The following is a 24987-nucleotide window of genomic DNA, read 5'->3' as shown; positions in this document are numbered from 1 at the left end:
GGTAGATGTCATGACCGACGAATGGAAAGCGCCCGCCAAGGCAAGCGCGGAGAGCGGTGACGAGAAAAGCTGGAAGCTGCTGGAAAAGACCCTGCTGGCCAGCGTGCAGGAGCAGCGCCGGTCCCGTCGCTGGGGGATTTTCTTCAAGCTGCTGACCTTTGTGTACCTGTTTGGCGCGTTGGTCCTGTTCACGCCGCTGATGGACATGGAAAAAGCGGCCACCCGCAGTGGCAACTACACCGCGCTGATCGACGTGACCGGCATGATCGCCGACAAGGAGCCTGCCAGCGCTGACAACATCGTCGGCAGTCTGCGTGCGGCGTTCGAGGATGAGAAGGTCAAAGGTGTCATCCTGCGAATCAACAGTCCGGGCGGCAGTCCGGTGCAGTCGGGTTATGTCTATGACGAGATCCGGCGTTTGCGCGGCCTGCATCCGGACACCAAGCTTTACGCGGTGATCTCGGATTTGGGCGCTTCCGGTGCTTACTACATCGCCAGTGCGGCGGATCAGATCTACGCCGACAAGGCGAGCCTGGTGGGCTCCATTGGTGTGACGGCGGCCGGTTATGGCTTTGTCGGGACGATGGAAAAGCTGGGTGTCGAGCGTCGCACTTACACCTCCGGCGAGCATAAATCGTTCCTCGATCCGTTCCAGCCGCAGAAGCCTGAAGAAACTCAGTTCTGGCAGGGTGTGCTCGACACCACTCATCAGCAATTCATCAACAGCGTCAAGAAAGGTCGTGGCGACCGCCTCAAGGACAAGGAGCATCCAGAGCTGTTCTCCGGGTTGGTCTGGTCCGGCGAGCAGTCGCTGCCGCTGGGTCTGATCGATGGTCTGGGTAATGCCAGTTCGGTGGCGCGTGACGTGATCGGCGAGAAAGAGTTGGTGGATTTCACTGTTCAGGAGTCGCCTTTCGATCGCTTCTCGAAAAAGCTCGGTGCCAGCGTGGCTGAGCATCTGGCAATGTGGATGGGCTTCCAGGGACCTTCGTTGCGCTGATACTCCTGGTGGCATCAAAAACCGGCCTTCGTGGCCGGTTTTTTGTCTTCAGGGGATTGGCACGCCTTCGGCCAGCAACATGTCTACCAGGCGAATCAATGGCAGGCCGATCAGGCTGGTGGCGTCAGGGCCTTCGGTGCTTTGAAACAGGCTCACCCCCAAACCTTCGGCCTTGAAGCTGCCAGCGCAGTCGTAGGGCTGTTCGGCGCGCAGGTAGCGTTCGATGCGCGCCTGATCGAGTGTGCGCATGTGTACGGTGAACGGCACGCAGTCGACCTGGCATTCACCGGTCTGGCTGTTGAGCAGGGCCAGGCCGGTGAGGAAGGTCACGCTGGCACCGCTCGAAGCCAGCAATTGTTCGCGGGCCTTTTCGAAGGTGTGGGGTTTGCCGATAATCCGCTCGCCAAGCACTGCGACCTGATCGGAGCCAATGATCAGATGAGCGGGGTGGCTGCCGGCCAGCGCACGTGCTTTTTCCTCGGCGAGGCGCTTGACCAGCTCGATGGCGGACTCGCCCGGACGATGGCTTTCGTCGATATCCGGTGAGCTGCAGATAAACGGCAGCTGCAAGCGGGCCAGCAATTCCCGGCGATAAACCGAGCTTGAAGCGAGTAATAAAGGCAGCATGCGCATCTCCAGAAGACAGGCGCGAATTCTAGCGGAGGCTTGCAAGTGACGGACAGGGCTGAATTTCCTTTGACATGGCTGGGGGCATCCCTATAATGCTGCGCCTATGTTGAATGACCCGATTCCACCTCACGTTGACCCGCGCAAATTGGCTGATCGTGGCACCACCCTTCAAGGTGAACTGCTGCTGGCCGATTTGGAGAGACTCTGCGACCCGCTTTCCGACACTGTCGGTACGGTGCAGGCTAAATTCGTTTTTGAACGAGATGAACGTAAGTCTGTGGTAATCCACAGCTTTATCGACACCGAAGTCAAAATGGTTTGCCAGCGTTGTCTTGAGCTGGTCACCCTGCCGATCCATAGCGAATGCAGTTATGCTGTGGTGAAGGAGGGTGCGAATACCCAGTCGTTGCCGAAAGGTTATGACGTGCTGGAACTGGGCGAAGATCCTTTGGATCTGCAGTCACTGATCGAGGAGGAGCTTCTGCTCGCCTTGCCCATTGTGCCTGCTCATCATCCGGAAGAATGCCAGCAGCCGGCGGGTCTCGATGAGCCCGAACCGAGCGAGGACGAGGTAACGCGGTCCAACCCGTTCAGTGTATTGGCGCAGTTAAAGCGTGACCCAAACGTTTAGGAGTTAATCAATTATGGCTGTTCAGCAGAACAAAAAATCCCGCTCTGCCCGTGACATGCGTCGTTCGCACGACGCCCTGACGGCAAGCACTCTGTCTGTAGAAAAAACCACCGGTGAAATTCACCTGCGTCACCACGTATCGCCAGAAGGCGTATACCGTGGCCGTAAAGTGATCGACAAGGGCGCTGACGAGTAATCACTTGTCTGCTCAAGTCATCGCGATTGACGCAATGGGCGGGGACTTCGGTCCCCGCAGCATTGTTCAGGCCAGCCTTGCTTGTCTGTCTGCTACGCCCTCGCTGCACCTGACCCTCGTCGGTCAACCCTCCCTTCTTGAAGAATTGCTCTCTGGCCAATCGGCTGTGGATCGCTCGCGCCTGTCGATTGCTCCGGCGTCCGAAGTCATCACCATGGACGAAAAACCTGCACAGGCCCTGCGCGGCAAGCCCGACTCGTCGATGCGTGTGGCGCTCGAGTTGCTGCGCGATGGCAAGGTCCAGGCTTGCGTCAGTGCCGGCAATACCGGTGCGCTGATGGCGTTGTCGCGCTTCGTGCTCAAGACCTTGCCGGGCATTGATCGGCCGGCGATGGTGGCGGCGATTCCGACGCAGAAGGGTTATTGTCAGTTGCTCGACCTGGGCGCCAATGTCGATTGCAGCGCCGAGCACCTGTTGCAGTTCGCTGTGATGGGCTCGGTGGCGGCGGAAACCCTGGGCATCGTTCGTCCGCGGGTGGCGCTGCTGAACATCGGTACTGAAGACATCAAGGGCAACCAGCAGGTCAAGCTGGCGGCCACCTTGTTGCAGAGTGCTCGCGGCATCAATTACATCGGTTTTGTCGAAGGTGACGGTGTGTACCGTGGCGAGGCGGATGTGGTGGTATGTGACGGTTTTGTCGGCAATATCCTGCTCAAGTCCAGCGAAGGCCTGGCGACCATGATTGCCGGGCGCATCGAAGCCTTGTTCAAGAAAAACCTCGCGTCTAAAGTGGTCGGTGCTCTGGCGCTGCCGCTGATGAAGCGCTTGCAAGCTGATCTGGCGCCTGCTCGGCATAACGGCGCAAGCTTCCTCGGGTTGCAGGGGATTGTGGTGAAAAGCCATGGTTCGGCGGGGGTTCAGGGCTTCCAGAGCGCGATTCAGCGTGCCTTGATCGAGATCCAGGAAAACCTGCCGGAACGTATTCACGGTCGCCTGGAGGATTTGTTGCTTTAGGCGTTTTCGTCGGACAATGCTTAAATGTGACCGCTCAGTTCAATTTGCCATCCAACTGTCAGTTTCTTGCGTCCCCCCAGCGGGACGTCAATTCTCCGACGACAAGATCATTAGGGGCTTGTTACATGTCTGCTTCCCTCGCATTCGTCTTTCCGGGACAGGGTTCGCAGTCCCTCGGCATGCTGGCCGAGTTGGGCGCGCAACATCCGATTGTCCTCGAAACATTCAAAGAAGCTTCCGATGCTCTGGGTTACGACCTGTGGGCACTGACCCAGCAAGGGCCGGAAGAGCAACTCAATCAAACCGATAAAACCCAGCCGGCCATTCTGACCGCCTCGATTGCCTTGTGGCGTCTGTGGCTGGCTGAAGGCGGCGCGCGTCCGGCTTATGTTGCCGGTCACAGCCTGGGCGAATACAGCGCTCTGGTCGCTGCGGGCAGCCTGAGCCTGGGCGACGCGGTGAAGCTGGTTGAGCGCCGTGGTCAGTTAATGCAGGAAGCTGTTCCGGCCGGGCAAGGTGGCATGGCCGCCATTCTCGGTCTGGACGATGCTGATGTGCTGGCTGCCTGTGCCGAAGCGGCACAAGGCGAAGTGGTCAGTGCGGTCAACTTCAACTCCCCTGGCCAGGTGGTCATCGCCGGTGCCAAGGCAGCGGTCGAGCGCGCCATCGAAGGCTGCAAGGCCCGTGGTGCCAAGCGCGCCATGCCATTGCCGGTCAGCGTGCCGTCCCATTGCGAGCTGATGCGTCCGGCGGCCGAGCGTTTCGCCGAGTCGATCGCAGCGATCGACTGGCAGGCGCCGCAGATTCCGGTGGTTCAGAACGTCAGCGCCAGCGTGCCGGCCGATCTGGAAACCCTCAAGCGCGATCTGCTTGAGCAGCTTTACAAGCCTGTACGCTGGGTCGAATCGGTTCAGGCGCTGGCCGCCAAAGGTGCTACCCAGTTGGTCGAATGCGGCCCAGGTAAAGTGCTGGCTGGCTTGAACAAGCGTTGCGCCGAAGGCGTGTCGACATCCAACCTCAATACCCCCGACGCCTTCGCTGCCGCTCGCGCAGCGCTGGCCTGAATCAGGAGAAGCCTGCATGAGTCTGCAAGGTAAAGTTGCACTGGTCACTGGCGCGAGCCGCGGTATCGGCCAGGCTATCGCCCTGGAACTGGGCCGTCAGGGCGCCATCGTTATCGGCACCGCGACATCTGCCTCGGGTGCCGAGCGCATTGCGGCAACCCTGACGGAAAACGGGATTCAAGGCACTGGCCTGGAACTCAATGTCACCAGCGACGAATCCGTTGCTGCAGTACTGGCGAGCATTACATCGCAGTTCGGTGCGCCGGCGATCCTGGTCAACAATGCCGGTATCACCCGCGATAATCTGATGATGCGCATGAAAAATGACGAATGGCATGACGTCGTCGATACCAACCTGAACAGTCTGTTCCGCCTGTCCAAGGGCGTTTTGCGCGGTATGACCAAAGCCCGTTGGGGACGAATTATCAGTATTGGCTCGGTTGTGGGTGCCATGGGCAACGCAGGCCAAGTAAACTACGCAGCCGCCAAGGCCGGTCTGGAAGGTTTCAGCCGTTCATTGGCGCGTGAAGTCGGTTCGCGTTCGATTACGGTAAACTCGGTGGCCCCTGGGTTCATCGACACCGATATGACCCGCGAACTGCCCGAGGCACAGCGTGAAGCCTTGCAGACGCAGATTCCGCTGGGCCGTTTGGGACAAGCTCAAGAGATCGCGTCTGTGGTCGCTTTTCTTGCATCCGACGGTGCGGCTTACGTTACTGGGGCTACAATCCCGGTGAACGGCGGGATGTACATGAGTTAAATGTGACGGATCGCTTCAAAAAAATGTCATACGAGCTGTCTAAAATCCGTTATAAAGCTGCAATCTATTTATAGGCAGAGGGTCGTCGGGTTTGAGGAGTGAAGCTTTCAGTTGAAAAACTGAAAAGTCTTTCTATACACTTACCCACTGGCCAGCTGCCTGAATTTGTCCATTAGGAGTGAAAACAAGGTATGAGCACCATCGAAGAGCGCGTCAAGAAAATCGTTGCTGAGCAACTGGGCGTTAAAGAAGAAGAAGTGGTCAACACTGCTTCCTTCGTTGAAGACCTGGGTGCCGACTCCCTTGACACCGTTGAGCTGGTGATGGCTCTGGAAGAGGAATTCGAGACCGAAATCCCTGACGAAGAAGCTGAGAAGATCACTACTGTACAAGCCGCAATCGATTACGTTACTAACCACCAGGCTTAATAGCTTGTAATCGTTGCTTGCTGTCATGGAAAAACCGCACTGCCATCACGGCGTGCGGTTTTTTCTTTAGGCCTGATGCAAAGTCGTCATTTGAAAAAGGAGAGTGCTGTGTCGCGTAGACGCGTCGTAGTCACCGGTATGGGTATGTTGTCGCCACTGGGCACGGATGTGCCGAGCAGTTGGCAGGGCATTCTGGCTGGCCGCAGTGGCATTGGTCTGATCGAACACACCGACCTTTCTGCCTATTCCACCCGTTTTGGCGGCTCGGTAAAGGGCTTCAATGTCGAGGAATACCTGTCGGTCAAGGAAGCTCGCAAGCTCGACCTGTTCATTCAATATGGTCTGGCCGCAGGTTTTCAGGCCGTTCGTAACTCCGGTCTGGAAGTCACCGACGCCAACCGTGAGCGCATCGGCGTGGCCATGGGCTCGGGTATTGGCGGATTGACCAATATCGAAGAAACCAGCCGCACCCTGCATGATTCCGGCCCACGACGGATTTCTCCGTTTTTCGTGCCTGGCTCGATCATCAATATGATTTCCGGTTTCCTGTCCATCCATCTGGGCGCACAGGGACCTAACTACGCCATCGCCACCGCATGTACCACCGGTACGCACTGCATCGGCATGGCGGCACGCAACATCATGTACGACGAAGCCGACGTGATGATTGCCGGCGGCGCTGAAATGGCGGCTTGCGGTCTGGGCATGGGTGGCTTCGGTGCCTCCCGCGCACTGTCGACCCGCAACGACGAACCGACCCGCGCCAGCCGTCCATGGGACAAGGGCCGTGATGGCTTCGTGCTGTCCGACGGTGCCGGCGCTCTGGTTCTCGAAGAACTGGAGCACGCCAAAGCCCGCGGCGCGACCATCTATGCCGAGCTGATCGGCTTTGGCACCAGTGGCGATGCTTACCACATGACTTCGCCACCGGCCGACGGCGCGGGTGCTGCACGTTGCATCACCAATGCGCTGCGCGATGCCAAGATCAATGGCGACCAGGTCCAGTACGTTAACGCCCACGGCACCTCGACGTCGGCCGGCGATCTTGCCGAAGCCTGTGCGATCAAGTCGGTGTTCGGCGATCACGCCTACAAGTTGGCGGTCAGTTCGACCAAGTCCATGACCGGTCACCTGTTGGGTGCGGCGGGCGCGGTCGAGGCGATCTTCAGTGTGCTGGCGATCAACAGCCAGGTAGCGCCGCCGACCATCAACCTTGATGAGCCGGACGAAGGTTGCGACCTCGATTTCGTACCGCATACCGCGCGCAATATGGATATCGATGTGGTGCTTTCCAACTCCTTCGGGTTTGGCGGTACCAACGGCTCGCTGGTGTTCCGCCGGTTCGCTGACTGATGGACAGCTGGGTCGACGGTCAGCCGGCTGACGCTTTGTCGCTGAAGGATCGCGGCCTGGCTTACGGTGATGGTCTGTTCGAGACCATCGCCGTACACAACGGCAGTCCTGTGCTGCTGGATCGGCATCTGGTGCGTTTGGTCAAGGGTTGCCAGCGGTTGGCAATTAATCTCGATCATGCGGCTGTGTGCACTGAGTTGCTGACCTATGCCCAAGCGTTGGGCGAAGGTGTGCTCAAACTCATCGTCACGCGTGGCGAAAGCGCGCGTGGCTATGCGCCCGATCCTTCGGCTCAGGCGCGCCGCATCATGCTGGGCAACCCTCCTGCGGTTTATCCTGCGGCCAATGCGGAGCAGGGCGTTCGCCTGTTCCCCTGTGCGACGCGGCTTTCCAAACAGCCACTGCTTGCCGGACTCAAACACCTGAACCGTCTTGAGCAGGTCATCGCCCGCTCCGAATGGCAAGACACCGATCATGCCGAAGGCTTGATGCTCGATCAGGCCGGGCGCGTCATTGAAGGCGTGTTCAGCAATCTGTTCCTGATTCGCGATGGCGTGCTGATCACCGCTGATTTGAAGCGCTGCGGCGTGGCCGGCGTGATGCGTGCCGAATTATTGTTTCAAGCCGAGACATTGGGGATCCCCACGCAAATCACCGATATCACCCTCGATCAGCTGCAATGGGCTGATGAAGTTTTTGTCTGCAACAGCGTGTATGGCGTTTGGCCGGTGCGCGCCTATGCCGCACTGAGCTGGCCGGTTGGTCCGCTCACCCGTAAACTCCAAACCATTGCCCGCGCGCTACTGGATGCTTGATACGTGAGACGTAAATTCTTGCTGCTGCTGGAAACCGGATTGGTTCTGGCAGGGCTGTGTCTGGGCGCTTCCGCCTGGAAAATCCATTCGGCGCTGGTACAGCCGCTGAACATCACTCAGGAAGAGCTGCTGGAAGTGCCCAAAGGCACGACACCGACGCGCACCTTCTATCGACTCGAAGCCGATGGCGTCATCAAGGACGCGTTCTGGTTGCGGGTGTATTGGCGCTTCAATCTCGCCAAACAACCGTTGCACAAAGGCGAGTACCGCATGGTGCCCGGCATGACCGTCGAAGGCCTGATTGACCTGTGGAAGCGCGGGGAAATGGTTCAGTACAGCCTGACGCTGGTCGAGGGCTGGAATTTCCATCAGGTCCGCGCTGCTCTGGCCAAGGATGAAAAACTCGAAAAGACCCTCGACGGTTTGAGTGATAGCGAGGTGATGGACAAACTCGGCCACACCGGGATTTTTCCGGAAGGACGGTTCTTCCCTGACACCTATCGCTTCGTGCGTGGCATGACCGATGTCGAGCTGCTGAAAAAAGCCTACGATCGCCTCGACGAAGTCCTGGCCAAGGAATGGAGCCAGCGCGCCGCTGATGTGCCGTACACCGAACCCTATCAGGCGTTGATCATGGCTTCGCTGGTGGAGAAGGAAACCGGTGTGCCGCAGGAGCGTGGGCAAATCGCTGGCGTGTTTGTACGGCGCATGGAAATGGGCATGTTGTTGCAGACTGATCCGACCGTGATCTACGGCCTCGGTGATCGTTACAACGGCAAATTGACTCGCGCCCATCTCAAGGAAGCGACGCCGTACAACACCTACATGATTTCAGGACTGCCGCCGACCCCGATCGCCATGGTCGGCCGCGAAGCGATTCATGCAGCGCTGAATCCGGTGGCCGGCAATAGCCTCTATTTCGTTGCTCGTGGTGATGGCAGCCACGTGTTCTCCGATGATCTGGACGCGCACAATAACGCTGTGCGTGAGTTCCAGATCAAGCGCCGTGCCGACTACCGCTCCAGCCCGGCGCCGGCTACGACGCCAGAGGCGACGGATGAGCAGGCACCGATACCGGCTGCATCGCCCGACACAGCCTCCGAAGCTTTGCCGCAAGTGCCGCCGCAAGAGCCTGCTCAGGCGGCGCCAGCAGAGCCGCAAGCGCCTGACCCGTCGCCCTCAACGGAGTCTGCTCCAGAACCCACTCAAGAACCCGCAGCCGCACCCGAACCGGATGCAACCGCGCCGCAAAGCCCGCAATGACTCTGACTAAGGACTGCCTGTGACTGGCTTGTTTATTACCCTGGAAGGCCCGGAAGGGGCCGGCAAGAGCACCAATCGCGAATACCTGGCCGAGCGCCTGCGCGCCGCCGGTATCGAGGTCGTGCTGACTCGCGAACCAGGCGGCACGCCATTGGCCGAGCGCATCCGCGAAGTGCTACTGGCGCCGGTTGACGAAGTCATGAACCCCGACACCGAGTTGCTGTTGGTGTTCGCCGCGCGAGCCCAGCATCTGGCCGAGGTGATTCGCCCGGCGCTGGCCCGCGGCGCGGTGGTCTTGTGTGATCGCTTTACCGATTCGACCTACGCCTATCAGGGTGGCGGTCGCGGCCTGTCGCTGGAGCGTATCGCGACCCTGGAAACCTTCGTCCAGGGCGATCTGCGCCCGGACCTGACGTTGATTTTCGATCTGCCGGTGGAAGTGGGCCTGGCCCGCGCCAGCGCTCGCGGTCGTCTGGATCGCTTCGAACTCGAAGGCCGAACCTTTTTTGATGCGGTGCGCAGTGCCTTCCTCAAGCGTGCTGAAGCGGATCCTGCGCGTTATGTCCTGGTCGATGCCGCCCAGCCGTTGGCGCAGGTTCAGCAGTCACTGGATGCCTTGTTGCCGCGCCTGCTGGAGTTGACCCGTGGCTGAAGCCTATCCGTGGCAGGACAGTCTCTGGCAGCATTTGGCCGGTCGCAAGCAACATGCTCACGCCTATCTGTTGCATGGTCCGGCCGGGATCGGCAAGCGTGCGCTGGCCGAGCGCTTGATGGCCAGTTTGCTGTGCCAGCGTCCGAGCGCCGCCCACGATGCTTGCGGCGAATGCAAATCCTGCTTGCTGCTCAAGGCCGGCAGTCACCCTGACAACTACATTCTGGAACCGGAAGAAGCCGATAAGGCGATCAAGGTCGATCAGGTTCGTGATCTGGTCAGCTTCGTGGTTCAGACCGCGCAGATGGGCGGCCGCAAAGTGGTGCTGATCGAGCCGGTCGAGTCGATGAACATCAACGCCGCCAACGCTTTGCTCAAGAGCCTTGAAGAACCTTCCGGCGATACCGTTTTGCTGTTGGTCAGCCACCAGACCAGTCGTCTGTTGCCGACCATCAAGAGCCGTTGCGTGCAGCAGGCTTGTCCATTGCCGAGCGAAGCCATGAGTCTTGCATGGCTGGCGAAAGCCTTGCCGGACTGCTCGGAAGAAGAGCGTGTCGAGTTGCTGACCCTGGCCGCCGGTTCGCCACTGGCCGCCGTCAACTTGCAGGCCCAGGGCGTGCGCGAGCAGCGGGCGCTGGTGGTCGATGGCGTGAAAAAGTTGCTCAAGCAGCAACAGTCACCGACGCAACTGGCCGAAGGCTGGAATGCGATTCCGCTGTTGTTGCTGTTCGATTGGTTCTGCGACTGGTCGAGCCTGATCCTGCGCTATCAGCTGACTCAGGACGAAGAAGGCCTGGGACTGACGGACATGCGCAAGGTGATTCAGTACCTGGCGCAGAAAGCCGGCCAGGACAAAGTCCTGAATATTCAGGACTGGATCCTCGCCCAGCGCCAGAAAGTGATGAGCAAAGCCAACCTCAATCGGGTGTTGTTGCTGGAGGCGCTGTTGGTGCAATGGGTGGGTTTGCCTACCCAGAAGTGACCGTCTGTGCCTAGACTCTGAGCATCAGCAACGGAGGTCAGCATGAATGAACTCGTCAATCCGGGGCCGCGCAACGGCATTTTGTCCCTGACGATCAAGGACAAGTCCGTGCTTTACGCGGCCTACATGCCATTCATCAAGAACGGTGGCCTGTTTATCCCGACCAACAAGAGTTACAAGTTGGGCGATGAGGTATTCATGCTGTTGAACCTGATGGACGAGCCGGAGAAGATTCCGGTGGCCGGCAAGGTCACCTGGATCACCCCCAAAGGTGCGCAGGGCAACCGGGCCGCCGGGGTCGGCGTACAATTCAACGACGGCGACAATACCGCGCGCAGTCGAATCGAAACCCATCTGGCCGGAGCCCTGAAGTCCGACCGTCCCACTCATACGATGTAAGTTGCAGCCCTTTTATGCTCGTAGATTCCCATTGCCACCTTGATCGCCTCGACCTCGCCGCCCACGACGGCTCCCTGGATGCCGCACTCGATGCGGCCCGTCTGCGCGGGGTAGGGCACTTTCTGTGTATCGGCGTCAGCGTCGAGAATGCCGCCGACGTCAAAGCCCTGGCCGAGCGTTACGACGATGTCGACTGTTCGGTTGGCGTGCATCCGCTGGATGTGCAGCCGGGTGCCGCGCCAGCACTGGATTGGCTGTTGCGCGAACTCAACCACCCGCGTGTGGTGGCGATCGGTGAAACCGGTCTGGATTACCACTACGAGCCGGAAGCGGCGGAGTTGCAGCAGGAGTCGTTTCGTCTGCATCTGCACGCCGCGCAGCAGACGGGCAAACCAGTGATCATTCACACCCGTGGTGCCCGCGCCGATACGTTGAACCTCCTGCGTGAAGCAGCGCTGCCCCAGGCTGGCGTGCTGCATTGTTTCACCGAAGACTGGGACATGGCCAAAGCCGCACTGGACATGGGGTATTACATTTCCTTGTCCGGGATTGTCACTTTCCGCAATGCCGACGCTCTGCGTGACGTGGCCAGTAAAGTGCCGGCTGATCGATTGCTGGTGGAAACCGACTCGCCTTACCTGGCGCCGATCCCTCATCGCGGCAAGCCGAACCTGCCGCAGTACGTGCGCGACGTAGCGGAATTTCTGGCAATGTTGCGAGGTGAGCCCTACGAGCGGTTTGCCGAGCAAACCACCGAGAATTTCAAGCGACTGTTTCCGCTGGCGCATGTGAAAGGTTAAATCGCAGGCAAAAAAAACCCGGGTTCTGGGGGGTGAATCCGGGTTAAGACCATTAGGAGTAAAACAAAGGCACGCGGTCCGTTGGTACCTATATCGGCGCAACACTTGGGGGAGATGTCCCGCCGACAGTTGAAGTATTGATCACTATTGCGCCTAGTCCAGTTTACCGGCGCCGGTTTTTAAACAAATTTGGAATACGGGCGCTTCGGTTGAGTTCTCATTCATCTGCGAGGCTGCCGGAATTCATCAAGAAACACATATATGGTCGGATGATCCGTGCATTTTTGCGCAAGTTAGGCATAATACGCGGCTTCGAATTTTGACCCCTACAGACCTTTTCTTATGCATAAAGAACCTCGTAAGGTCCGTGAGTTTCGTCGCCGCGAGCAAGAAATTCTCGATACCGCGCTCAAGCTGTTCCTCGATCAAGGTGAAGACAGTGTCACCGTCGAGATGATTGCTGATGCCGTCGGTATCGGCAAAGGCACGATCTACAAGCACTTCAAATCCAAGGCCGAGATCTATCTGCGCCTGATGCTCGATTACGAGCGTGATTTGAACGAGCTGTTGCATTCGGCCGATGTCGACAAGGACAAGGAAGCCCTGTCCCGGGCCTACTTCGAATTCCGCATGCGCGACCCTCAACGCTATCGCTTGTTCGATCGCCTGGAAGAGAAGGTGGTCAAGGGCAATCAGGTGCCGGAGATGGTCGAGGAACTGCACAAGATTCGCGCCTCGAACTTCGAACGCCTGACCCTGCTGATCAAGGGCCGGATCAGCGAAGGCAAACTTGAAGACGTACCGCCTTATTTCCATTACTGCGCATCCTGGGCGCTGGTGCACGGTGCCGTGGCGCTGTACCACTCGCCATTCTGGAGCAATGTGCTGGAAGATCAGGAAGGTTTCTTCCAGTTCCTGATGGACATCGGCGTGCGCATGGGCAACAAGCGCAAGCGCGATACCGACACCCCGAGCAGCTGAACCATTCAGTTGCCTTATTGCGCCATGATTTCGCTACGTGGTGCAGTACCGCAGGAATATACTCAGGCATAGGACTTGCTAAAACTTGATTTGTGAGTCAAGTTTTAGCGGTCCGAATATTCTTCCGCCGGAGTAGTCCATGATCGTTGACCGTCAAGGCAGGCGTTTTCGCAATTTGCGAATCAGTCTGACTTCAGCCTGCAATTACGCTTGTACCTACTGCGTGCCCAACGGCAAGCGGTTGGTCGCTGCGCAGGATGAATTGTCGGCCGAGGCCATGGCGCGTGGCGTGGCCTATCTGATCGAGGCCGCCGGCATCGAGCGTTTGCGCATCACCGGCGGCGAGCCGCTGGTCAGCCCCAAACTCGAAACCTTCATGACTGCCGTCGGGCAGATGGGCCTGGCGGACATCAGCCTGACCACCAACGGTCAGCTGCTGGCGAAGAAACTGCCGCTGCTGGTGGATGCCGGCATTCGTCGCATCAACGTTTCCCTCGATACCCTGGATGCCAGCGCCTTTCGCAGCATTGCCCGTGGCGGCGATCTGGCAACAGTGCTCGACGGTATGGATCAGGCCAGCGCCGCCGGCCTGAAGATCAAGGTCAATATGGTGCCGCTGCGTGGGCAGAACCTCGATCAAGTGATGCCGCTACTCGATTACTGTCTGGAGCGCGGCTATGAGCTTCGCTTCATTGAGTTGATGCGCATGGGTCACCTGGCCAGCGACTCCAATGCTTTCCTGCAACAGTTTGTCAGCCTCCAGCAGTTGCTCAGCCTGATCGGCGAGCGCTACGAATACCTGCAGGCCGATGCGCCGGTAGACGCCACCGCCGTGCGTTACCAGATTCCGGGGCAGGGCTACTTCGGCGTTATCGCCAACGAAAGCGTTCCTTTCTGCCGCACCTGTTCGCGGCTGCGTCTGTCCTCCACGGGCTGGCTGCACGGCTGTTTGTCGTCGAGCAACCGCCACTATGTCGGCGACCTGCTGGACAAGCCCCGTCATCAAGCGTTGCCCGCCTTGCAAAGACTCTTGGTGAAAGCCTTGGGGGATAAGCAGGAAGTGGCATTTTCCGGTGGCGCTACCGTGATGAAAATCATCGGCGGCTAAACTCCGATCCTGCCACGCCGAGCTGGCGCGGAAGCTGCATCCCATGGCCATTCGCCGGTTTTCCGTCACCGGCCTCTGGAGGGTAGGATGCGTAGCCTGGTTTTGCTGCTGGCCGTTTTGGCGCTTGGTGGCTGCATGAATGTCAGCGATCTGGCTGAAGGGACTCGCTACCACATGAGCGACGCGGGGTTGCTCGACCATAGCGACAGCCGCCGTGTGAATAACCTGCGCATTCAACCGGACTCATTCGTCTATATCGCCCAGGGCGCTTTTGTGCCGCCAGGCAGTACTGTCTACCCACGACCTAACGTGATTGCTGAAGTCGCCTTCGATGGCTTTGTCGAATACTTCCCCATGGTCCGCCGCGCCCGTGCCCCGGAAGGTCTTGATCAAGCCATGGGCGAAGCCCGTGCCGCCGGTGCCCATTACCTGCTCTATACCCGGTTCGCCAAGTCTGATGACCGTATCGGCAACTCGGACGAGTGGCTCGATCAGGAAGCCCTGGATCGCCTCGGTATCGACGGTGGTGTCATTCAAATCATGTTGATCGAGACCAGCACCCAGTATTTGATTGATACTGCACGCATCAAGGGTCGTGGCGGTTTACTGACGTTCCACGACAAAAAGCCAGAAGACCTGATGGGCCCGCCGCTGGAACAATACGCGCGCAGCCTGCTGGGGCTCAGCGACCAGTAATTCAAAAGGAGAACGCCATGAGTGGCCCGCAAAAAGCCAACGATCTGTTGGGGCAAATCCCCAAAACCAAAGGCTTGCCGCCGGTTCACCTGTGGAACCCCGACTTCTGCGGCGACATCGACATGCGGATCGCCCGTGACGGCACCTGGTATTACCTGGGCACGCCGATCGGACGCAAGCCGATGGTCAAGCTGTTCTCCACCATCATTCGTCGCGATGGTGATGATTACTTCCTCATCACCCCGGTCGAGAAGGTTGGCATCAAGGTCGACGACGCGCCCTTCGTGGCGATTGCCGTGGAGGTTGAAGGCGAGGGTGAAACCCAGGTCTTGCGCTTCACCACCAATGTTGACGAGACCGCCGAGGCCGGCCCCGAACACCCCATGCGCGTGGTGATCGACCCGGTCACGCAGGAGCCGGCGCCCTACGTGCATGTGCGCACCAACCTTGAAGCCCTGATCCATCGCAACGTGTTCTACCAACTGGTGGAGCTGGCCGTCACCCGCGAGATCGACGGGCAGCGCTGGTTAGGCGTGTGGAGCGCTGGCGAGTTCTTCCCCATCGGGCTTGAGCCGTAAATCGCCAGGTTGCTGTGTTCTGAAAAATGGCCCGCTATTCAAGCGGGCCATTTTTTTGCCTACAAACCTTTGTCCTTGAGCCGGGCAGCATGTTCAAGATAGAGGTGGACCGGGCTGACGTTCCAGCTCGTGATCCCGGCCATTTGATTGACTGCGTCGAAATGGTCCATCGGGTAATCCGAACGAATGACTTTGCCCAGGTGCGAGCTGTACTGTCCGACCAGCCCATCGTTGGCGTGTTTCTCTTTATAAAAAAACTTCGACAGCACGATACAACTCAAGTGGGACGGATCGAGCGGTTGCAGACTTTGAAAGTTTTGCAGGATCCCGCTCCAGGAGTAGTAGTACACGCCGTTTTCAATTTCGTTGCCTTCCCCGCCCCAATGTTGCGGTAGCCCTTGCGGGTACTTGAGATTGAAAGCGGCCAATCCTGCGCTGGTCAGGGATTCGAAAGCCGCTTGAGCGTCCTGAGGGTTTTCCGGATGGTCGCTGATCAACGAAATCAAGGTGCCGACTGCTTTGAACAGAACCAGTACGAGCGCTTCGGGCAACTCCCCAGGCGTCAGCGCCTTATGCAATTGGTCGGCAATCTCGGAGCCATGATTGGGGCAGCTGACGGAAGTGACTGACGCGACCTTTTCCGGGTGTAGCGCCGCTACGTAGCGTGCAGCCAATGGACCTTGGCTGTGGCCGATCAGGTTGACCTTGGCCGCTCCCGTTTCCAGCAGTATGCGATTGACGTGTTCGAGCAGTTTTTTACCGCGCTCCTCGTTTCCGTTAACAGATGGAATATTAACGGCGAACACCTTGGCCCCAGCGTGTTCCAGCGCTTCCTTGATCTCGAAGAAGTAGGGATAACCGGCAATTTTATCGAAGCCAAACAGGCCGTGGACCAAAACAATCGGGTATTGCGTAGACGCATCCATGTTCATGCTTATACCTGTCGATAGCGGACTTTAGTTACGCTTGATCTGTCGCGGCTAACCGTAGGTCACAACGTAGGTTCGTTCAAATCGCTCGCCTGAACGCCGTCAGACAGAAAAATCAAATTGACACCCAATAGTATGATGATTAGCGTAAGCATCCATCGCGAACGGCTTTGGGCCGTCCCTGAATCGAGGTGTCCATGTCCAGCAGTTTTCATGCGTCGACGGTCGATTGGCTGGGTTGCTGGATCGCCACGGGGCAGGTCAAACCGGGCGAGACGCTCAAGGTCGAAGCCGACCTGGGCGAGCAACTCGGTGTCAGCCGCACCGTTATCCGCGAGGCCATCAAAACCCTGGTCGCCAAGGGCATGCTCGAAGTCGGGCCGAAGGTTGGCACGCGAGTGTTGCCGGTGCGTCGCTGGAACCTCTTCGATCCGCAAGTCGTAGGCTGGCTGTCACGCAGCGGCTTGCCGGAAAACTTCGTCGACGACTTGCTCGACCTGCGCCGCACCATCGAACCCATGGCCGTGCGCTGGGCTTGTGAGCGCGCTACCGTCGAACAGGTTCACGCCATCCTTCAGGCTTACAACGCATTGGAGCGGGCAGTGGACAGCGGCATTGATTACAACCGCGCCGACCAGTTCTTCCACGAGTGCATCCTCGCGGCCAGTCACAATCAATTCATCGAACAAATGGTCCCCGCCCTCGGCGCGCTGCTGGCGGTGTCTTTTGAAGTGTCCGCCGCCGACCCGGACGAACTGCGCCGCACGCTACCGATACACAAAGACATGGCCGAGGCCATCGCCGCCCGGGATGCCGCGCGGGGTGTCTGGGCCTGCATGACCCTGATCGATAACGCCGACCTGGCCATCAAGCGTTTCTACCCGCAAGTCATGGCCGACAAGAAGGCCAGCTGACAACAAATAAGAAAGCAGGAGGTTTCATGACGTGGACTGCGGTTACCGAACACCGGGCACGACTGGGTGAAGGCCCCTTCTGGGATGCGCCGACCCAGGCGCTGTACTGGGTTGATATCGCTGGTCAGCAGGCGCTGCGGCTGATGGGTGCCAACGTGCAGATCTGGCAGATGCCCGAGCATGTGTCTGCCTTCATCCCCTGCGAAAGCGGCGATGCGCTGGTGACGTTGAACAGCGGCGTGTATCGACTCGATCTCGATTCCCCCGGCCTGGAACCGCGCCTGACTTTGCTCTGCGTCGCCGATCCACAACCCGGCAATCGCGCCAATGAAGCCCGCTGCGATGCTCAGGGCCGGCTCTGGCTCGGCACCATGCAGAACAACATCGGCGAGCAGGGAGAAGACGTGCCCATCGTGCGGCGTTCCGGTGGCCTGTTTCGCATCGATCGCGATGCTCGGGTCACGCCGTTGCTTCTAGGATTGGGCATCCCGAACACCTTGCTGTGGAGCGACGACGCGACCACCGTGTATTTCGCCGACAGCCTCGACAACACGCTCTACCAGTATTTCATCCGCACCGACGGCAACCTCGACCCGGCCCGGGTCTGGTTCGGACCGCATGAACGCGGCGTGCCGGATGGCTCGGCGATGGATGCCGAAGGTTACCTCTGGAACGCCCGCTGGGATGGCCGCTGTCTGTTCAGGTTGACCCCGGACGGACAGGTTGATCGCGTGATCGAGCTGCCCATCAGCCGCCCCACCAGCTGCGTATTCGGGGGGGAAGACCTGAAAACCCTGTACATCACCAGCGCCGCGAGCCCGCTCAACCATCCGTTGGACGGCGCGTTGTTGTCGATTCAAGTCGATGTGCCCGGAAAGGCCTGTACTCGGTTTGCGGGATAAATCCCAAAATATGGGATGTAAAATTATATATTGAGATTATTTGGCGGTCGGGTTTATAGTCGGCTCCATCAGTTACACGCACTCACACTTAAAAAAACAAAACAGGTGAAGTGATGCAGCGATTTTCCAAAAAGCCTTTTGACCGGACATCGACAGATGCCCGGTTTTTGTCGTGCCTTCAAAAAGGAGTTTTGATCCATGGCTGAACCTCTATCCTTGCCACCGGTGCCCGAACCGCCGAAGGGTGAGCGCCTGAAAAACAAGGTCGTGCTGCTGACCGGCGCCGCTCAGGGTATTGGCGAGGCGATTGTCGCGACCTTTGCTTCCCAGCAGGCGAAGCTGATCATCAGCGATATCCAGGGAGAGAAAGTCGAAAAAGTCGCAGCTCACTGGCGCGACAAAGGCTTCGACGTTCAGGCAATCAAGACAGACGTTTCCAACCAGCAAGACCTGCACGTCATGGCCAGACTGGCGATCGAGCTGCACGGTCGCATCGATGTGCTGGTCAATTGCGCCGGGGTCAATGTGTTCCGCGATCCACTGGAAATGACCGAGGAAGACTGGCGCCGCTGCTTCGCCATCGATCTGGACGGCGCCTGGTATGGCTGCAAAGCGGTGCTGCCGCAAATGATCGAGCAGGGCATCGGCAGCATCATCAACATCGCCTCGACCCATTCAACTCACATCATTCCCGGTTGCTTCCCGTACCCGGTGGCCAAGCACGGTTTGCTCGGCCTGACCCGCGCCCTGGGCATCGAATACGCGCCGAAGGGCATTCGCGTCAACGCCATCGCGCCGGGTTACATCGAAACCCAACTGAACGTCGATTACTGGAACGGTTTTGCCGATCCGTATGCCGAGCGTCAGCGCGCTTTCGATCTGCATCCGCCACGTCGCATCGGTCAGCCGATTGAAGTGGCGATGACCGCTGTTTTCCTGGCCAGCGATGAAGCGCCGTTCATCAATGCCTCGTGCATCACCATCGATGGTGGTCGCTCGGTCATGTATCACGACTGAGTCAATCGGGTTTCAGGCGCGGAACTACGTCTGAAATTCAATCATCATACGATATGACTATTAGCTGCACAGTTTGATTGGCTTTCAAATAACGCTCAAAAAAATAACAAGGAGTCAGCTTATGAATCGTCGTCGTGGGATCCGTTCCCTGTGCTGTGCCGCTTTGGCGGTCACCGCGGTCAGCCTGAGCAGTTCGTTGCTGGCGGCCGAGGAAGTGAAGATCGGCTTTCTGGTCAAGCAGGCTGAAGAGCCCTGGTTCCAGACCGAATGGGCATTTGCCGAAAAGGCCGGGAAAGAGAAGGGCTTCACCGTCATCAAGATTGCCGTGCCTGACGGCGAGAAAACCCTCTCGGCCATCGACAGCCTCGCCGCCAACGGTGCCAAGGGCTTCGTGATCTGCCCGCCAGACGTATCCCTCGGCCCGGCGATCATGGCCAAAGCCAAACTCAACGGTTTGAAAGTTATCGCTGTCGATGACCGCTTTGTCGATGCCGGCGGCAAGTTCATGGAAGACGTTCCGTACCTCGGCATGGCCGCGTTCGAAGTCGGCCAGAAGCAGGGCAGCGCCATGGCCACCGAAGCGAAGAAACGCGGCTGGGACTGGAAAGACACCTACGCGGTGATCAACACCTTCAACGAACTCGACACCGGCAAGAAACGCACCGACGGTTCGGTCAAAGCGCTGGAAGACGCCGGCATGCCGAAAGACCACATTCTGTTCTCGGCGCTGAAAACCCTCGACGTACCCGGCAGCATGGACGCCACCAACTCGGCGCTGGTGAAACTGCCGAGCGCGGCGAAAAACCTGATCATCGGCGGCATGAACGACAACACCGTACTGGGCGGCGTGCGCGCCACCGAGAGCGCCGGTTTTGCCGCGGCCAATGTGATCGGCATCGGCATCAACGGCACCGACGCCATCGGCGAATTGAAGAAGGCCAACAGCGGCTTCTTCGGTTCGATGCTGCCGAGCCCACACATCGAGGGCTACAACACCGCGGCCATGATGCACGAGTGGGTCACCACCGGCAAAGAACCGCCGAAGTACACCGCGATGGACGACGTGACGCTGATCACTCGCGAGAACTTCAAGCAGGAACTGGAAAAGATCGGCCTCTGGAACTGAGGCACGGTTGATTTCATCGGTGGCCCTGGCGACGGGGCTGCCTGATCTGTGTGAAGAGGTGGGTTATGCACGCGCAATCAAAAACACAACAACACAATGCCGGCGGCAGCTTGCGCTTCAACGGGATCGGCAAGACCTTTCCCGGGGTGAAGGCACTGGATGGCATCAGCTTCGTCGCCCACCCGGGGCAGGTTCACGCCTTGATGGGCGAGAACGGCGCCGGCAAATCGACCCTGCTGAAAATCCTCGGCGGCGCTTACACCCCGAGCAGCGGCGACCTGCAGATCGGCGAGCAAGCGATGGTCTTCAAGTCCACCGCCGACAGCATCGGCAGTGGCGTCGCCGTGATCCATCAAGAGCTGCACCTAGTCCCGGAAATGACCGTGGCAGAGAACCTGTTCCTGGGGCATCTGCCGGCCAGTTTCGGCCTGATCAATCGCGGCGCGTTGCGGCAACAGGCATTGGCCTGCCTCAAGGGCCTAGCCGATGAAATCGATCCGCAGGAGAAAGTCGGGCGCTTGTCCCTCGGCCAGCGGCAACTGGTGGAAATCGCCAAGGCCTTGTCCCGTGGTGCGCATGTGATCGCGTTCGACGAACCGACCAGCAGCCTGTCGGCGCGGGAGATTGATCGTTTGATGGCGATCATCGGTCGCCTGCGGGACGAAGGCAAAGTGGTGCTTTACGTCTCCCACCGCATGGAAGAAGTGTTCCGCATCTGCAACGCGGTGACGGTGTTCAAGGACGGTCGCTTTGTGCGTACTTTCGAGGACATGAGCGAACTGACTCACGATCAGTTGGTGACTTGCATGGTCGGTCGCGACATTCAGGACATCTACGATTACCGCCATCGTCAGCGTGGCGCGGTGGCGCTCAAGGTCGACGGTTTGCTGGGGCCGGGTTTGCGTGAGCCAGTGAGTTTCGAGGTGCACAAAGGCGAGATTCTTGGGTTGTTCGGTTTGGTCGGTGCCGGTCGCACCGAGCTGTTCCGCATGCTCAGTGGCCTTGAGCGCAACACCGCCGGGCGCCTGGAGTTGCGCGGTCATGAACTCAAGTTGCGTTCACCCCGCGATGCGATTGCCGCCGGGATTCTGCTGTGCCCCGAGGACCGCAAGAAAGAGGGCATCCTGCCGCTTGCCAGCGTCGCCGAGAACATCAACATCAGCGCCCGCGGCGCGCATTCCACCTTCGGCTGCCTGTTGCGTGGCCTGTGGGAGAAGGACAACGCCGACAAGCAGATCAAGGCGCTGAAAGTGAAGACCCCCAACGCGGCGCAGAAAATCATGTACCTGTCCGGCGGCAATCAGCAGAAGGCCATTCTCGGCCGCTGGCTGTCGATGCCGATGAAAGTCCTGCTGCTCGACGAGCCGACTCGCGGCATCGACATCGGCGCCAAAGCCGAGATCTACCAGATCATCCACAACCTGGCCGCCAGCGGCATCGCGGTGATCGTGGTCTCCAGCGACCTGATGGAAGTGATGGGTATTTCCGACCGCATCCTGGTGCTCTGCGAAGGCGCGATGCGCGGCGAGTTGTCCCGCGCAGAGGCCAATGAATCCAACCTGCTGCAACTGGCTTTGCCGCGCCAACGCGCTGACGGCGTGGCGAACTGAGAGGTGACTATGACAATTCAAAACAATGCTTTGCCCACCCAACGCAAACCTCTGGACCTGCGGCGCTTTCTCGATGACTGGGTGATGCTGCTGGCGGCCGTCGGGATCTTCGTGCTCTGCACCTTGCTGATCGACAACTTCCTCTCGCCGCTGAACATGCGCGGCCTGGGCCTGGCGATTTCGACGACCGGGATTGCCGCTTGCACCATGTTGTATTGCCTGGCGTCCGGGCACTTCGATTTGTCGGTGGGGTCGGTGATTGCCTGCGCCGGCGTGGTTGCAGCGGTGGTGATGCGCGACACCGACAGCGTGTTTCTCGGTGTGGTGGCGGCGCTGTTCATGGGGCTGATCGTCGGGTTGATCAATGGCATCGTGATCGCCAAGCTGCGGGTCAATGCGTTGATCACCACGCTGGCGACCATGCAGATTGTTCGTGGCCTGGCTTACATCTTCGCCAACGGCAAAGCGGTGGGCGTGTCGCAAGAGCAGTTCTTTGTCTTCGGTAATGGCCAGTTATTGGGTGTGCCGGTGCCGATCCTGATCACCATCGTCTGCTTCCTGTTTTTTGGCTGGCTGCTGAATTACACCACCTACGGGCGCAACACCATGGCCATCGGCGGTAACCAGGAAGCGGCGCTGCTGGCGGGGGTAAACGTTGACCGGACCAAGATCATTATCTTTGCCGTGCACGGGTTGATCGGGGCGTTGGCCGGGGTGATCCTGGCTTCGCGCATGACTTCGGGCCAGCCGATGATTGGCCAGGGTTTTGAGTTGACGGTGATTTCTGCCTGTGTGTTGGGCGGGGTGTCGTTGAGCGGCGGGATCGGCATGATCCGGCATGTGATTGCCGGGGTGCTGATTCTGGCGATCATCGAGAATGCGATGAACCTGAAGAATATCGATACCTTCTACCAGTACGTGATTCGCGGTTCGATTTTGCTGTTGGCCGTGGTCATCGACCGACTGAAACAGCGCTGAGATCAAGATCCACCCCTCACCCCAACCCTCTCCCCAAGGGGTAGAGGGGCTGACCGAGGAGTTTGGAGGATTTACTGCGACCTGAAATAGCAAGTCGAACTCAGGATTTGAAAGGCTTGAAGATCTGCTCCCTTTCCCCCTCTCCCCTCTGGGGCGGTCCGACGTTTCGGGAGGGTTGGGGTGAGGGGTGGATTCACCTGACACCCCACCTCCGAACATCCCACCTCCCGTCACTTCCCTGAAATATTCCTTGCCCGCCCAACCCCGTTTCAGGTATTTCGTTGTACATGATTAGACAGGTACGATTTGACAAGAAACAACGGGTGGTCGACGAACTCATCCGGCGCATCGAAAGCGGCCTCATGGAGGACGGCTTTCTGTTGCCGGGCGAGCATCAATTGGCTCAAGAATTCAAAGTCAGCCGCGGCACGCTGCGCGAAGCCCTGGCTGAATTGAAACGGCGCAATTACATCGCGACGCAAAGCGGGGTGGGTTCCATCGTCACCTTCGACGGCGTGGTGCTTGATCAACGCAGCGGCTGGGCCCAGGCCCTGGCCGACAGCGGGGCGCTGATCAATACCGAAGTGCTGCGGCTGGAGGCGGTCACCCGTCCTGACCTGTTGCCGCGTTTCGGCACCGACCAATTCATCACCCTCGACCGCCGCCGCCGTTCCAACGAAGGCAAGCTGGTCTCCCTTGAACGCTCATTGATGCCCGCCACCGGAGGCCTGGAAAGCCTGCCGCGGGTCGGCCTTATCGACAACTCCCTGACCATTACCCTGGCCGCCTACGGCTATATCGGCGAGCGCGGCGATCAATGGATCGGCGCCGAACCCTTGAACGCCGAAGACGCCAAACTGCTCGGCCGTCCGGAAGGCACGGTGTTCCTCAAGGCCCTGCGTACCACCTACGACCGGCAAAACCGATTTATGGAACAGGTCGAAAGCCTGCTCGACCCGGTGCATTTTCGCCTGCACCTGCAATTTGGAGAGTCAAAGTGACCGCGCTCAATCGTGCATTGGGCGCGTTCTACGGACTGGCCCTGGGCGATGCGCTGGGCATGCCGACCCAATCCCTGAGCCGCGCCGAGATCAAGGTGCGCTTCGGCAAAATCACTGATCTGGAAGACGCAGGTCCCGATCAACCGATCGCCGCCAACATGCTCAAAGGCTCGATCACCGATGACACCGAACAGGCGATTCTGGTCGGCCAATTGCTGGTTGAAGGCGAGGGCCGGATCGAACCGTCGCTGCTAGCCCAGCGGTTGATCGAATGGGAAGCCGACATGCAGGCCAAGGGGTCGCAAGACTTGCTCGGCCCTTCGACCAAACGTGCCATCGAAATGATCCTCGCCGGCCACTCGCCGGAAGAAGCGGGGCGCTACGGCACCACCAATGGCGCGGCGATGCGCATCACGCCGGTGGGGATCGCGGCGGATGTCGCCAACCCTGAGCGTTTCATCAACGCTGTCGTGCAGGCTTGCCAAGTCACCCACAACACCACGCTGGGCATTTCCAGCGCGGCGGCGGTGGCGGCGGTGGTTTCGGCCGGAATCAACGGCATGGACCTGGGCGAGGCGTTGAACCTCGGCCAGCAAATCGCTCAGCAAGCTGAAAGCCACGGTTACTGGGTGGCTGGCGGACGCATCGCCTCGCGCATCAGCTGGGCGCGGACCATCAGTGTCGACAGCGACAAGGCATTGCTGGCGGATTTGATGTACGACGTGATCGGCACTTCGGTGGCGTCACAGGAATCGGTGGTGGTCTCGTTTGCCCTGGCCCAGCAAGTGGCTATCGGTGAAATGAACGCGTTCGAAGCGCTGTGCATGGCCGCCAGCCTTGGCGGCGACACCGACACCATCGCGGCGATTCTCGGCGCCATGCTCGGGGCCTGCCTGGGCCTTGAGAGTTGGCCGGCGGCGATGATCGACAAGGTCAAAACCGTTAACTCGCTGGAGTTGGAACCGTTGGTGCAGGGTCTACTGGCTTTGCGCTGACTGGACTGGCCTCTTCGCGAGCAGGCTCGCTCCTACAGGGATAGTGCAGGCCGCACGGTACACGCCGTACCTGTGGGAGATTCTATGTTGCCCCGCAACCCTGAATTCTCAGGCTGACAAGTATTCGCTCTGATTTTTCATCAGGGCGAATGCCACCCGACAGA

At 59.1% G+C, this 24987-nt stretch carries 28 protein-coding genes; 26 read left to right on the top strand and 2 right to left on the bottom strand.

From position 1 onward, the window contains the following. Positions 1–10 precede the first annotated feature (10 nt). Positions 11–1000 (top strand): S49 family peptidase, encoded by a 990-nt coding sequence (locus tag QF010_RS24390; protein WP_429534107.1) that lies wholly within the window; start codon positions 11–13, stop codon positions 998–1000. Positions 1001–1048: 48 nt separating this feature from the next. Here the strand turns inward: QF010_RS24390 and QF010_RS24385 are convergent, their stop codons facing one another. Further along, complete coding sequence (locus QF010_RS24385; RefSeq protein WP_429534106.1) at positions 1049–1627, bottom strand: Maf family protein; 579 nt, start codon at positions 1625–1627, stop codon at positions 1049–1051. A gap of 106 nt (positions 1628–1733) precedes the next feature. Between QF010_RS24385 and QF010_RS24380 the strand changes: the two genes are divergently transcribed. The 17 genes from QF010_RS24380 (at position 1734) to QF010_RS24300 (ending at position 15351) form a co-directional block, all read left to right on the top strand. After that, positions 1734–2261: a YceD family protein gene (locus tag QF010_RS24380; RefSeq protein ID WP_004371317.1), complete on the top strand. Its 528-nt coding sequence runs from the start codon at positions 1734–1736 to the stop codon at positions 2259–2261. A gap of 13 nt (positions 2262–2274) precedes the next feature. Beyond that, positions 2275–2457, top strand: a complete 183-nt coding sequence (rpmF, locus tag QF010_RS24375; protein ID WP_008152339.1) for a 50S ribosomal protein L32 — start codon at positions 2275–2277, stop codon at positions 2455–2457. Positions 2458–2461: 4 nt separating this feature from the next. After that, positions 2462–3472: a phosphate acyltransferase PlsX gene (gene plsX, locus QF010_RS24370; protein ID WP_082459097.1), complete on the top strand. Its 1011-nt coding sequence runs from the start codon at positions 2462–2464 to the stop codon at positions 3470–3472. A gap of 125 nt (positions 3473–3597) precedes the next feature. After that, positions 3598–4536, top strand: a complete 939-nt coding sequence (gene fabD / locus QF010_RS24365) for an ACP S-malonyltransferase (protein WP_090186768.1) — start codon at positions 3598–3600, stop codon at positions 4534–4536. Between the two features lie 16 nt (positions 4537–4552). Continuing rightward, positions 4553–5296 carry a 3-oxoacyl-ACP reductase FabG gene (fabG, locus tag QF010_RS24360; RefSeq protein ID WP_033056950.1) on the top strand — a complete coding sequence of 248 codons (744 nt, stop codon included), beginning with the start codon at positions 4553–4555 and terminating at the stop codon, positions 5294–5296. Between the two features lie 191 nt (positions 5297–5487). Beyond that, positions 5488–5724, top strand: coding sequence for an acyl carrier protein (gene acpP, locus QF010_RS24355; protein WP_003442511.1), 237 nt, complete (start codon positions 5488–5490; stop codon positions 5722–5724). A gap of 108 nt (positions 5725–5832) precedes the next feature. Continuing rightward, entirely contained in the window at positions 5833–7077 is a 1245-nt protein-coding gene (gene fabF, locus QF010_RS24350) for a beta-ketoacyl-ACP synthase II (protein ID WP_033056953.1), read from the top strand. Next, entirely contained in the window at positions 7077–7892 is an 816-nt protein-coding gene (gene pabC / locus QF010_RS24345) for an aminodeoxychorismate lyase (RefSeq protein WP_429534105.1), read from the top strand. Before fabF ends, pabC begins: the two co-directional genes overlap by 1 nt. 3 nt (positions 7893–7895) lie before the next feature. Then, entirely contained in the window at positions 7896–9155 is a 1260-nt protein-coding gene (mltG, locus tag QF010_RS24340) for an endolytic transglycosylase MltG (protein WP_429534104.1), read from the top strand. A gap of 19 nt (positions 9156–9174) precedes the next feature. After that, on the top strand, positions 9175–9807 hold the full coding sequence (tmk, locus tag QF010_RS24335; protein WP_008152325.1) for a dTMP kinase: 633 nt from the start codon (positions 9175–9177) through the stop codon (positions 9805–9807). Next, the gene (locus QF010_RS24330; RefSeq protein ID WP_033056957.1) at positions 9800–10789 is read left to right on the top strand and encodes a DNA polymerase III subunit delta'; all 990 of its coding nucleotides are present in this window, start codon (positions 9800–9802) and stop codon (positions 10787–10789) included. The genes tmk and QF010_RS24330 overlap by 8 nt, the downstream gene beginning before the upstream one ends. A 42-nt stretch (positions 10790–10831) precedes the next feature. Next, positions 10832–11188: a PilZ domain-containing protein gene (locus tag QF010_RS24325; protein WP_033056958.1), complete on the top strand. Its 357-nt coding sequence runs from the start codon at positions 10832–10834 to the stop codon at positions 11186–11188. A gap of 14 nt (positions 11189–11202) precedes the next feature. After that, on the top strand, positions 11203–11988 hold the full coding sequence (locus QF010_RS24320) for a TatD family hydrolase (RefSeq protein WP_429510802.1): 786 nt from the start codon (positions 11203–11205) through the stop codon (positions 11986–11988). Between the two features lie 342 nt (positions 11989–12330). Beyond that, entirely contained in the window at positions 12331–12969 is a 639-nt protein-coding gene (locus QF010_RS24315) for a TetR/AcrR family transcriptional regulator (RefSeq protein WP_008152317.1), read from the top strand. Positions 12970–13108: 139 nt separating this feature from the next. Next, entirely contained in the window at positions 13109–14077 is a 969-nt protein-coding gene (locus QF010_RS24310) for a GTP 3',8-cyclase MoaA (RefSeq protein ID WP_033056961.1), read from the top strand. A gap of 87 nt (positions 14078–14164) precedes the next feature. Then, positions 14165–14773, top strand: coding sequence for a DUF4823 domain-containing protein (locus tag QF010_RS24305; RefSeq protein ID WP_033056964.1), 609 nt, complete (start codon positions 14165–14167; stop codon positions 14771–14773). A gap of 17 nt (positions 14774–14790) precedes the next feature. Next, complete coding sequence (locus QF010_RS24300; RefSeq protein WP_046056103.1) at positions 14791–15351, top strand: DUF1285 domain-containing protein; 561 nt, start codon at positions 14791–14793, stop codon at positions 15349–15351. A gap of 59 nt (positions 15352–15410) precedes the next feature. Here the strand turns inward: QF010_RS24300 and QF010_RS24295 are convergent, their stop codons facing one another. Next, positions 15411–16283 (bottom strand): esterase/lipase family protein, encoded by an 873-nt coding sequence (locus QF010_RS24295; RefSeq protein WP_429510801.1) that lies wholly within the window; start codon positions 16281–16283, stop codon positions 15411–15413. A gap of 194 nt (positions 16284–16477) precedes the next feature. Here QF010_RS24295 and QF010_RS24290 point away from each other — a divergent pair, with 194 nt between their 5' ends. From QF010_RS24290 to QF010_RS24255, 8 genes are all read left to right on the top strand, one after another. Then, a complete protein-coding gene (locus tag QF010_RS24290; RefSeq protein WP_008152308.1) occupies positions 16478–17194 on the top strand; it encodes a FadR/GntR family transcriptional regulator in 717 nt (238 codons plus the stop codon). Positions 17195–17220: 26 nt separating this feature from the next. Next, complete coding sequence (locus tag QF010_RS24285) at positions 17221–18096, top strand: SMP-30/gluconolactonase/LRE family protein (RefSeq protein ID WP_429534103.1); 876 nt, start codon at positions 17221–17223, stop codon at positions 18094–18096. Positions 18097–18294: 198 nt separating this feature from the next. Continuing rightward, positions 18295–19113, top strand: coding sequence for an SDR family oxidoreductase (locus QF010_RS24280; protein WP_429534102.1), 819 nt, complete (start codon positions 18295–18297; stop codon positions 19111–19113). 121 nt (positions 19114–19234) lie between these two features. After that, the gene (locus QF010_RS24275) at positions 19235–20239 is read left to right on the top strand and encodes a substrate-binding domain-containing protein (protein ID WP_429534101.1); all 1005 of its coding nucleotides are present in this window, start codon (positions 19235–19237) and stop codon (positions 20237–20239) included. 65 nt (positions 20240–20304) lie between these two features. Further along, positions 20305–21849: an L-arabinose ABC transporter ATP-binding protein AraG gene (gene araG, locus QF010_RS24270; protein ID WP_033056976.1), complete on the top strand. Its 1545-nt coding sequence runs from the start codon at positions 20305–20307 to the stop codon at positions 21847–21849. A 9-nt stretch (positions 21850–21858) separates the two neighbouring features. Next, positions 21859–22827, top strand: coding sequence for an L-arabinose ABC transporter permease AraH (araH, locus tag QF010_RS24265; protein ID WP_033056977.1), 969 nt, complete (start codon positions 21859–21861; stop codon positions 22825–22827). 287 nt (positions 22828–23114) lie between these two features. Beyond that, positions 23115–23828, top strand: a complete 714-nt coding sequence (locus QF010_RS24260) for a GntR family transcriptional regulator (protein ID WP_033056978.1) — start codon at positions 23115–23117, stop codon at positions 23826–23828. Beyond that, complete coding sequence (locus tag QF010_RS24255; protein ID WP_429534100.1) at positions 23825–24823, top strand: ADP-ribosylglycohydrolase family protein; 999 nt, start codon at positions 23825–23827, stop codon at positions 24821–24823. Before QF010_RS24260 ends, QF010_RS24255 begins: the two co-directional genes overlap by 4 nt. Positions 24824–24987: the final 164 nt, after the last annotated feature.

Origin of the sequence: Pseudomonas silensiensis, assembly GCF_050434865.1 — a bacterium.
In the GTDB taxonomy this organism is placed as follows: Bacteria; Pseudomonadota; Gammaproteobacteria; order Pseudomonadales; family Pseudomonadaceae; genus Aquipseudomonas; species Aquipseudomonas fluorescens_W.
Note: the sequence above shows the minus strand (reverse complement) of the source record. Positions and strands in the feature narration are given on the sequence as shown.